Below are 10,707 nucleotides of genomic sequence, written 5' to 3' on the forward strand. Positions count from 1 at the left end.
GGAGGACCACCCTGGATGGGTGGTCCTCCCGGCCCATTCGCGTGAACTCCACCCGTACGGCCGTCCGTGGACCGCCAGCCGTCCCGATCATGGCGTGGACGACACTTGTGGAGGTGCGCACGGTGAGCACACGGCCAGACCCCGGCACCCGGACGGGCGCGTTCCGGACAAAGTCCATCGAGCAGTCCATCCGTGACACGGAGGAGCCGGAGCACGGCCTCAGACGCTCCCTCTCCGCGCTCGACCTGACGGTCTTCGGGGTCGGCGTCATCATCGGCACCGGGATCTTCGTGCTCACGGGCGCGGTCGCCAAGGAGAACGCGGGCCCGGCCACCTCGATCGCCTTCGTCATCGCGGGGGTCGTCTGCGGGCTCGCCGCCCTCTGTTACGCGGAGTTCGCCTCCACCGTCCCGGTCGCGGGCTCGGCCTACACCTTCTCGTACGCCTCGCTGGGCGAGCTGCCCGCCTGGATCATCGGCTGGGACCTGGTGCTGGAGTTCGCCCTGGGTACGGCGGTGGTGGCCGTCGGCTGGTCGGGCTATATCCGCTCGCTGCTGGACAACGCGGGCTGGAACCTGCCCGCCGCGCTCTCCGGCACCAATCACGAGACCGGCTTCGGCTTCGATCTGCTGGCGTTCCTGCTGGTGCTGCTGCTGACCGTGGTGCTGGTGATCGGGGTGAAGCTCTCCGCGCGGGTCACCACGGCGGTGGTGGCGATCAAGGTCGCCGTGGTGCTGCTGGTGATCGTCGCCGGGTCCTTCTTCATCACGGCGTCCAACTACGACCCCTTCATCCCGCCCGCCGAGCCCGCCCAGGGGGAGTCGGGCCTCCAGCAGCCGCTGATCCAGGTGCTCTTCGGCTACGAACCGACCAACTTCGGGGTCCTCGGCATCTTCACCGCCGCCTCCATCGTCTTCTTCGCCTTCATCGGCTTCGACGTGGTGGCGACGGCGGCGGAGGAGACCAAGCTGCCGCAGCGGGACATGCCCCGGGGGATCATCGGTTCGCTCCTCATCTGCACCGTGCTCTATGTCGCGGTCTCGATCGTCGTCACCGGGATGCAGCACTACACCGAGCTGACGATCGACGCCCCGCTGGCCGACGCGTTCAAGTCCACCGGGCATCCCTGGTACGCGGGGGTGATCAGCTTCGGCGCGGTCATCGGGCTGACCTCGGTCTGCATGATCCTGCTGCTGGGGCAGACCCGGGTCTTCTTCGCCATGAGCCGGGACGGGCTGCTGCCCCGGTTCTTCTCCCGGGTGCACCCGCGCTTCGCCACCCCCTACCGGGCGACCGTCCTGCTCGGTGTCGTGATCGCGATCGTGGCCGGGCTGACCAATATCGAGGAACTGGCGGTGCTGGTGAACATCGGCACCCTCTTCGCCGTCGTCGTCGTCGCGCTCGGCGTGATCATCCTGCGCCGTACCCGGCCCGATCTGCCCCGCGCCTTCCGCACCCCGCTGGTCCCCCTGCTCCCGATCGTCTCGGTCGCCGCCTCGCTCTGGCTGATGCTCAATCTGCCCACCGAGACCTGGCTGAGGTTCGGCGCGTGGATGGCGCTGGGCGTCGTCGTGTACTACCTGTACGGGCGGAGCCACAGCCGGTTGTCCCGGGCGGGCGGCCAGGGGCGGGACGGCGCCCGCGACACGCCGTAGGGTCGATCAGATTCAGTCAGAAAGTGGCCGGAAATAAGTCATGTGGTTTGGATCTTCCGGCACTCCCGAAAGGGGGCAAGCAGGAAGATCCTCCCGAAAGGGTGTGGTCGGCTCCGGGGTGGTCCGGCAGGGGAGCCCGTCCCGGAGCCGTGGCCCCCGGTCCGTCCGGCGGGGGCGCGGTGACCCCTCCCGGACGTTCCGGTTCCGGTGTCTGTGCCGTCTCCGGCCCGCCCATCGGCCCGGGGCGGTGCGGACGGCCGGTGCCGCGCCCCGACGCCCGCGGCCGCCGTCAGGTACCTGCCCGATCCCACGGGCGGGACCTCGCGGACACGGCCCTTCGGCTCACGGGCGGCCGGAGTAGACCGTCCGGGGGCCGGTCGTCGTCGCGCCCACCGCGGTCACCCGGCGGCGCAGCTCCCGGTCGGCGGTGACCACCACACAGACGCGGTCGCCCGCCGAGGCCGCCAGCTCCGCGATGAGGTCATCGCCGCTCCCGGGCGCCGCTACCACCCGTACCCCGGGTACGGAGTCCACCCCACGCGCCGCACCCTCGACGACCAGCACGATCTCCAGCGGCCCCGGCAGTGTCGGCGGACCCGTGAGGCCGTCGGTCGCGTACCGGACCAGGGTGTCCCGCAGCCGGACGGCGGCGGCGCGGCGGTCGCGCCACCAGCCGTCCGGGACAGAGCCCACGGTGTTGGCGCCGTCGACCAGCAGCAGGGGGGCGGGGGCGGTCACCGGGCGCGCGCCCAGTCCTCGGTGATCCGGTCGATCGCCGCGGCCGCCCGGTCGGAGCGGCGCGTGTCCGTCCGCAGCCGGTTGCTGAACTCGACATGGAGGAAGGGCACGTCCTCCGCCGCCGCTTTGCGTCCCTGCACATTGGTGCGGCCTTCGAGCGGGCAGTCCCGCACCCAGCCCCGGCAGACGGTGAACCCGCGTTCGGCCAGCTCGTCGGAGAGCTCACGGCCCTCCGCCAGCGCGACCCGGCCCTTGCCCGTGGAGGCCACGACATCATGATCGGGAACCGAATCGTCGGCGAACCCGTGTATCTGGATACCGGGGATTCCGCGCTCGGTCAGTTCGTCACAGACCGCGTCAAAGACACTGTCCGTGCGATGTGCCACATCGGCGGCATTCCCCATTCCGGCTTTGCGATGCGCACCAGCAATCACCAGAACGCCGCCGGGTGAACCCAGCAGGACCCGGGTTCCCAGGCGTTCGGTGTTGCGGTCGGCGACCGGGTGGGGGACCTGGACCGACCAGCGGACGGGGCGGTCGAGAGCGAGGTACACCCGACCCCAGCCACGGGGGGAGCGGGTGCCCTCCGTATCGTCGGCGATCTCGGCGAAGCTCCGTCCGCTCGGGATGTCCGTGATCGTGCGGAGGGCGAAGTCCATCCCCGCAAGTTGCTGTTGGGCCTGGTTACGATGGCCGTCGAGGAAGAGCGAAACGGCGTGCGCTACGGTACGGCGGTCGGTTCGGGTCGGTTGCCGGTACCCCGCGTTCTCGCCGAAGCGCGCGGTGTACTCGTCGATCCGGTCCGTCAGGTCGACGCGCTCGGCGCGCGCGGGGGAATCTCTTTCCGATGTGCTGTCGTCGCTGTCTCCCTGGCGCAGCGCGAGGGTGGTCAGAACGGCGAGCGCCGCCGCGACCGCCACGATCGTTGTTGCAATTGTTACCGTCTTCGTCCGGTTGACCGTCATGGTTGTATAAAGATAGCCGAGTGATGAAAAGCCCTAACCGCCGCTCCGTGACGATATCCGTGGCCGTGCTGGCGATGCTCTCCGGAGTCGTCGCGTGCGGTCCGTTCGGCTCCGACGACGCGGGCGGGGCATCCGGCAAACCCACCTTCACCGTGGCCGCGGCGGGAGACGTCCTGATCCATCAGGAGCTGACCGACCAGGCCCGCAAGGACGCCCAGAAGACCGGCAAGGGGGAGAAGGGCATCGACTTCGGTCCGATGATGGAGGGCGTCAAGCCGGTCATCAGCAAGGCCGACCTGGGGATCTGCCACTTCGAGCCGGTCGCGGGCAAGCCCGAGGGGCCCTTCGAGGGCTTCCCGAACTTCGTGGTTCCGCCGCAGATCACCACGGCCCTGAAGGATGTGGGCTACGACACCTGCTCCACCGCCTCCAACCACGTCCTCGACCACGGTCCCGACGGGGTCAAGGACACGCTGGACGCCCTGGACAAGGCGGGTCTGAAGCACACCGGCTCGGCCCGTACCCAGGAGGAGGCGGAGAAGACCCTCATCATGGATGTGAAGGGGGTCAAGGTGGCGCAGCTCTCCTTCACCTTCAGCTTCAACGGCAAGGAGCCCCCGAAGGGCAAGCCGTGGATGGCGAACTTCATGAAGCTCGACGCCATCGCGGCGGCCGAGAAGAAGGCCCGCGCGGACGGCGCCGAGGTGGTGATCCTCTCGGTGCACTGGGGCCGGGAGCACTGGGCCAACCCCAGCCGCCCCCAGCTGACCCTGGCCCGTCAGATCGCCCGTAAGACCGGGATCGACCTGGTCATCGGGCACCACGCCCATGTGGTCCAGCCGATGGAGAAGATCGACGGCACCTGGATCGCCTATGGCCTGGGCAACCAGATCGCCCGCCATGACGTGCCCACCGGGCTGACCGAGGAAGGCGCCATCGGCTGGTTCGAGTTCCACAAGAGCGGCAAGGGGTGGGACGTCCAGGCGCGCTATGTGCCCACCTTCGTGGACATCCCGCCGAAGGCGGACGACGAGACGGGCAAGCTCCCCAAGGGCGCGGTGACCGACCACCGGCTGGTGGACGTGGCGCGGGCGCTGAGAAAGAACGAGGGGCTCACCTCCGAGCAGCGGGCCCGCTACCGGATCGCCTTCGAGCGCACCGAGGGGACCATGCTCAACCGGGGCGGGGCCCAGAACGGTCTGCGGCCGCTCCAGGGGCTTCCTGGCTGATCCGATGACGGCGGGGCCCCGGGGTGGCAGGGGTTCCGGAACAGCCCGGTCCGAGTGGATTGTCCCGTTCGGACCGAACGCTGAGCGTTTCACGTCACACTTCTTACGAAGTTGTACAACCTTTTGCCGCCACTGTCAGTCTGGTCATGTCGGGTCGCACGTGCCTCTGTGGCACCAGCTATGACCACGCCCTCCCCGTCGACGGGGATGAAACGGGCGTTTAGGTAATTCCATGAGAGGAGCCCCTGTTGGCCGCTTCACGTATGAAGCGGCGGCACAAGGTCCGCCGAAGGGCTGACATGTCCCTGTTGGGTGGTATACGTCCGCCCATCGCGATTCTGTCCGTCCTGCTCCTCGCCCTCGCGGGGGTCACCGCCCTCACCCTCGGTCATGTCGACCGCGACCGCGTCCCCGACGCCGTGCTGACCTCACAGCAGCACTTCGCCGAGGACGGCGCCATCGGTCTGCGCGCGTCGATCGACGAGAGCGTCACCGACCTGACCCGTACCGCCTCGCTCTTCAGCGCCGCCGACCCCGTCTCGCCGGACGCGGTCCTCGACAAGATCGGCAACGTCTACCAGAAGTGGATGGGGACGGCCGTCGTCGAGATCAAGAGCGGCAAGCTGCTCGCCGCCCGTGGCGAGAACGTGCCGCTGACCGCGGTCGACCTGAACACGCTCAAGGGGAAGAGCGGTCTCGCCCCGCGCATGGTGAAGCTGGAGAACGGGGAGACCCGGCTGCTGGCCCTCGCCCTGCTCTCCTGGGACGGCGAGTCGCAGAAACTCCTCGTCGCCTCCAGCAGCCTGCGCTTCCCCGGTATCAGCCTCGGCAAGTTCCGCTCCATCGCCGTGGTCAACCAGGACGCCCAGATCCTCAGCAGCGACGGTCTGACGCCCCCCGAGCAGGCGGGCACCGACTTCCTGAAGAAGGAGGCCAAGGCCGACCGCAAGCAGCTGCGCTCCTTCGCCAAGATCGCGGCCAAGAAGTCCCAGCAGAACTGGATCACCTCCAAGGAGCCCGGTTCCGGCGGCTTCAAGGGCGTCAGCGGCAGCCTCACCGGCGACCGCTACTTCGGTGACCGCTCGGTCGCCGGATACGCCGCCCTCTCCTCCCCCGAGGCGGGCAAGGAGACCGTCGCCACCGGCCTCGGGCTGACCGTGGTCGCCATGGTCAAGGTCGCCGAGGACCCCGCGGGCCCCGCCAGCACCGCCTACGGCCTGCTCGCGGCGGGCGCGCTGCTGCTGATCGGCGGTCTCACCGTCGCCCTGCTCCTCGGCACCGTGCAGCGCCCGCTGATCCGGCTCTTCCTGGAGAGCCGGCGGCTCTCCCGGGGTGACGTCACCCGGCCCGTGACCGTGCCCCGCTTCGGCGAGGCCGCCCGCATCGGCCGCGCCCTGGAGCGCATCCGGCGCCAGCTCAACGGCGAGGAGGCCCAGCCGGAGCAGGGGGCCGCCAAGCGCGGCAAGTTCGGCGCCCGCACCCTGATCGGGGTCTCCGCCGTGCTGCTGCTGGTCTGGTGCGGCCCGCTGATGCTGCTGCTCAACCGTGCCGGTGACACCGTCGTCGTCCCGCAGCAGATCGTCAATGACCAGCGGGAGCGGACCGACACCCTCTCCGACCGGGTGCGCCGCGCGCTCAACGAGGGCCACGCGGACCTCGTCTCCGTGTCGACCCTGATGAGCGAGTCCACCAAGCGCTCGGCGATGACCGAGGTGCTGGAGCGCACCGTCGCGCAGCACCTGCGGTACGAGGCGCTGTACGTGGTCGACGGCGACGGCAAGGTGCTGGCCCAGGCCGGTGGCGATCTGAAGAGCGCCAACGGCAAGGCCCCCGCCACCGAGCCCATCCGGCTGCTGGACAAGAACGCCAAGGAGCCCTCGGTCGTCGGCACCGCCCCGATCTCGGGCATGGACGGCGCGGCCGTCGTCGGCGAGTTCCGGATCGACTTCATGAACTCGCTGCTCAAGCGCCCCGGCCTCGGCCAGATCCGGGTGGTCGACGCCGACCGCAAGATCATCGCGGGTAACACCGGCTACTTCGCCTTCGCCGGGCTCCCCAACGCCCGTCTCGACGGACTGGTCGCCGGAAGCCGGCAGAAGGTCGGCATCGCCGCGCGCCCCAGCGGGGTGCTCTACCGCGACGGTGACGAGATCCAGGTGGCGGCGGCGGCGCCGTTCAGCGGCGGTGGCGCGGCCAAGGACCTGGGCTGGTCCGTGGTCAGCTACCAGCCCGCCTCCGGTCTGGAGATCCCGGAGTACAGCCTCCAGAACCGCACCGTCCTCGCCGGTCTGCTCGGCATCACCGCGGCGGCGGCCTGTCTGGGCTGGCTGCACATCATCGTCGTGCGCCCGCTGCGGGCCCTGGCCGACCAGGCCGAGGCGCTCGCGGACGGGGACCGGCGCACCGTTCTCTACCCCCGTCACCACGACGAGGTCGGGGCCGTCATCCGCAGCCTGGAGCTGCTGCGCCAGCAGTTGGCGGAGGCCCGTAAGCGCGACGGCGCCAAGACCCTCGCCGGAAGGAACTGAACCACCGTGCTCTTCCTCTACACCGTGCTGGTGGTGTGCAGCGCGATCCTGCTGGTGGCGGGAGTCATCGAGCAGCGGCGGCACTACGCCAACCTCGACATGCTGCCGACCCGGGTGCTGGTCAACGGCATCCGGGGCAAGTCCTCCATCACCCGGCTCTGCGCGGGCGCCCTGCGGGGCGGCGGTCTGATCACCGTCGCCAAGACCACCGGTACGGCCGCCCGCTTCATCCACCCGGACGCGACCGAGGAGCCGGTCTACCGCAAGTTCGGCATCGCCAATGTCGTGGAGCAGATCGGTATCGTCCGCCGGGCCGCCGCCTACCGGCCGCACGCCCTGGTGATGGAGTGCATGGCGGTCATGCCCGCGCTCCAGGAGATCAACCAGTCCAAGCTGATCCGCTCCACGATCGGTGTGCTCTGCAATGTCCGTGAGGACCACCTCGCGGAGATGGGCCCGACCCTGGACGACGTCGCCCGCTCGCTCTGCCGCTCGATGCCGCACGACGGCATCTGTGTCACCGCCGAGAAGGATCGTTTCCACATCCTCCAGAAGGAGGCGGACGCCCGGAACTGCCAGCTGATCTACGCGGACCCGGAGACCGTCACCGACGAGGAGCTGCGCGGCTTCAGCTGGTTCACCTTCAAGGAGAACGTCGCCATCGCGCTCAAGGTCGCCGAACTGGTCGGCGTGGAGCGCGAGACCGCCCTCCAGGGGATGTACGACGCGCCGCCGGACCCGGGTGTGCTCTCCGTGGAGCGGTACCAGACCCACGACGGCAAGCGGCTGCGGTTCGCCAACGTCTTCGCGGCCAACGACCCCGAGTCGACGCTGATGAACGTCAACCAGCTGCTCGACCTCGGCGCCATCCACCGGCCGCTGAACGTCGTCATCAACTGCCGTCCCGACCGGGTCGAGCGCAACGGCCAGATGGGCGAGATCATCCCCGATCTCGACCCGGAGAAGGTCTTCGTCATCGGCCACCCGGCCAAGTCCGCGATCGACGCGATCCCGGCCGAGTTCCGCGACCGCGCGGTCGACCTCGGCGGTGACAACCGTGAGGCCGAGGACTTCATGAACGAGCTGATCGGCCATCTCGGCCCGCACTCGTCGCTGGTCGCCATCGGCAATATCCACGGTCAGGGCGAGATCCTGCTGGAGCACCTCGCGGAGCTCCCGGCGGACGAGACCCCCGACGACGCCCCCACCGCCCCGGCCGGGGCCTCGGGTGGCGCCGCGAAGTCCGCGCCCGCCGAGACCGCCGAGAGCACAGCGCCCGGAAACCCCGGAAACCCCGGAAACCCCGAGAGCACAGCCGGACAGCGCCGTCCGAAGATGGACCCGTCGGAGACGATGCAGCTGTACGTGCCGCGGATCGACCCGTACGCGCAGTACCCGGAGGCGTACGAGACCCGGTACTCCACCCAGCAGATCCCCCGGGTGCGGATCCCGGAGCAGCCGACGGCCGACCAGCCGCACCAGCAGGCGCAGCACCAGCAGCAGCCGCAGGGGTACCAGCAGCAGTACCAGCAGCCGGCGCAGCACCAGCAGGGGTATCAGCAGCAGCAGTACCAGCAGCCGGCGCAGCACCAGGGGTATCAGCAGCCCGCCCCGCCGCAGCAGCCGCAGGCACACCAGCAGCCCGCCCCGCCGCAGCAGCAGTTCCAGCGCCCGCCGTACGAACTGCCCCCGGGCCAGCACCACCAGCTCACCCCGGCCCAGCCGCACGGCACCGGCCACGGCACCGAGCCCTACCCGGTCCCGGCCCACCCCGGAGCGCCCGGTCTGCACCCGGTGACCCAGCCCGACCCGTACCGGAACGCCGCACCGGACTACCCGACCGCCGCCTACCCCCCGGTCACCGGGGAGCAGCAGCCGCCCGCACCGCCCGCCCACGCCGACGACCAGCAGTGGCACCACCGCCCAGGAGACCAGCGTTGATCCCGTCCGTACTCACACCAGAGATCGCCGCCGTCGGCATCGCCCTGGGACTGCTCTTCTCGCTGGTCTGCTACCTCACGACCAACCTCTCGCCCGGCGGCATGATCACCCCGGGCTGGCTGGCGCTGACCCTGGTGGAGGACCTCCAGCGCGCCGCCATCGTGCTCGGTGTGACCGTCCTGACGTATATCTCGACGATCATCATGCAGAAGTTCGTGATCCTCTACGGCAAGCGCCTGTTCGCGGCGGTCGTGCTGACCGGTGTGATCCTCCAGGCCACCGTGATGATCGTGATGTCGCTGGAGTTCCCGCTGCTGTACAGCAACCAGACCCTGGGCTTCATCGTCCCCGGTCTGATCGCCTACCAGCTGGTGCGCCAGCCCAAGGGCCCCACCCTGCTCGCCACCGGTTCGGTGACGCTCATGGCCTATGTCGTCCTCACCGCTGGCATCCTGCTCGGCGTCATGCCGACCGCCTGACCCGACCGACCTGATCCGGAGCCGCTTCCTATGAGTTCCAAGAAGAAAAGCCCCGTCGTCCACGGCGCCATCGCGCTCGTGCTGCTCGCCGGCAGTGCCTACCTGACGGTCGAGCTGCGCCAGGACGAGCAGGCCAAGGCGCCCAAGGTGCAGTTGGTCACCGACTCACCACAGCTCCAGGCGAACACCGGTGGCCAGAGCGGAACCCTGACCTGGGAGCGGCTGAAGAACCCCGACCGCTCGGTGCTCCGCGGCGACAAGGGCAAGGTGCTCGCCACCTTCACCGACGACGCCCGCACCGCCACCCTCAAGGGTCCCAGCCGCACCTTCTCCGAGCCCGCCAACACCCCCAAGCGGATCGTCACCGAGGACTGGGTGCGGCTGATGCCGGAGCCGTGGCGCAAGGGCGCGGAGAAGGAGAAGTGGTTCAAGGACTGGTACAAGGAGTTCGCCGGGAGCCAGGAGGACGACATCTTCGCCTTCGGCTTCCAGTACATCCAGGACGCGCCGACCAAGAAGGACGACGAGGGCATCGCCTACGCCGGTGACGCCGAGTTCGGACCGCTCAACCCCAACGGCAGCGTCGGCAACGACCTCCGCGAGGAACTGTCGGACTTCTACGACTACCTGGAGATCCCCTACACCTTCCGGGACGGCCGCACCATCCAGCCGGAGGACAAGCGCGCCCGCGCCGTCGACTGCTCCGGCTTCATGCGGCTGATGCTGGGCTACCGCGCCCGCTACCCGCTGGCCTCCTCCGACAACGCGGGCGGCGGTCTGCCGCGTACCGCCAACGGCATGGCCCGCTCCGACCTCGGCGCGGACGTCATCCCGCTGAAGGGCGTCTCGGTCGCCGACCGCCCCAAGAACATCGACGTCCTCCAGCCCGGAGACCTGGTCTTCTTCAAGCTGGACGGGCGGACCAAGGAGCGTCTGGACCACATGGGCATCTACATCGGTCACAGCACCGACGGCGACATGATGTTCCTGTCCAGCCGCGAGGAGGTCAACGGACCCACGATCGGCGACCAGGCGGGCGAGTCCCGGCTCAACGGCAACGGCTACTACCCCGGAGCCTTCCGCAGCGCCAAGCGCCTCTGAGTCCCTCCGGGCCCCGCCGAGCCTCTCGGCACCCAGCACCCGACAGCCCCGTCCCGCGCCACCTCCGGGTG

General features: G+C 69.6%; 8 protein-coding genes. 6 read left to right on the plus strand and 2 right to left on the minus strand.

From position 1 onward, the window contains the following. Positions 1–122: 122 nt before the first annotated feature. Positions 123–1,655 (plus strand): amino acid permease, encoded by a 1,533-nt coding sequence (locus tag ACFVIM_RS28020; RefSeq protein WP_384306878.1) that lies wholly within the window; start codon positions 123–125, stop codon positions 1,653–1,655. A gap of 342 nt (positions 1,656–1,997) precedes the next feature. Here the strand turns inward: ACFVIM_RS28020 and ACFVIM_RS28025 are convergent, their stop codons facing one another. Both ACFVIM_RS28025 and ACFVIM_RS28030 read right to left on the minus strand, forming a co-directional pair. Then, a complete protein-coding gene (locus ACFVIM_RS28025) occupies positions 1,998–2,393 on the minus strand; it encodes an NTP pyrophosphohydrolase (RefSeq protein ID WP_384306881.1) in 396 nt (131 codons plus the stop codon). Next, positions 2,390–3,358: a hypothetical protein gene (locus tag ACFVIM_RS28030; RefSeq protein ID WP_384306884.1), complete on the minus strand. Its 969-nt coding sequence runs from the start codon at positions 3,356–3,358 to the stop codon at positions 2,390–2,392. The genes ACFVIM_RS28025 and ACFVIM_RS28030 overlap by 4 nt, the downstream gene beginning before the upstream one ends. Positions 3,359–3,432: 74 nt before the next feature. Between ACFVIM_RS28030 and ACFVIM_RS28035 the strand changes: the two genes are divergently transcribed. The 5 genes from ACFVIM_RS28035 to ACFVIM_RS28055 all read left to right on the plus strand — a co-directional run bounded on the left by ACFVIM_RS28035 (position 3,433) and on the right by ACFVIM_RS28055 (position 10,636). Continuing rightward, positions 3,433–4,587, plus strand: coding sequence for a CapA family protein (locus tag ACFVIM_RS28035; RefSeq protein WP_384306894.1), 1,155 nt, complete (start codon positions 3,433–3,435; stop codon positions 4,585–4,587). A gap of 299 nt (positions 4,588–4,886) precedes the next feature. Beyond that, positions 4,887–7,115 (plus strand): HAMP domain-containing protein, encoded by a 2,229-nt coding sequence (locus tag ACFVIM_RS28040; RefSeq protein WP_384306896.1) that lies wholly within the window; start codon positions 4,887–4,889, stop codon positions 7,113–7,115. Between the two features lie 6 nt (positions 7,116–7,121). After that, complete coding sequence (gene pgsB / locus ACFVIM_RS28045) at positions 7,122–9,056, plus strand: poly-gamma-glutamate synthase PgsB (RefSeq protein WP_384306887.1); 1,935 nt, start codon at positions 7,122–7,124, stop codon at positions 9,054–9,056. Continuing rightward, complete coding sequence (locus ACFVIM_RS28050) at positions 9,053–9,535, plus strand: poly-gamma-glutamate biosynthesis protein PgsC/CapC (RefSeq protein WP_384306890.1); 483 nt, start codon at positions 9,053–9,055, stop codon at positions 9,533–9,535. Before pgsB ends, ACFVIM_RS28050 begins: the two co-directional genes overlap by 4 nt. 30 nt (positions 9,536–9,565) lie before the next feature. Beyond that, positions 9,566–10,636 (plus strand): C40 family peptidase, encoded by a 1,071-nt coding sequence (locus ACFVIM_RS28055; RefSeq protein ID WP_384306892.1) that lies wholly within the window; start codon positions 9,566–9,568, stop codon positions 10,634–10,636. Positions 10,637–10,707: the final 71 nt, after the last annotated feature.

The organism is Streptomyces sp. NPDC057638, from assembly GCF_042800315.1.
Taxonomy (GTDB): Bacteria; Actinomycetota; Actinomycetes; order Streptomycetales; family Streptomycetaceae; genus Streptomyces.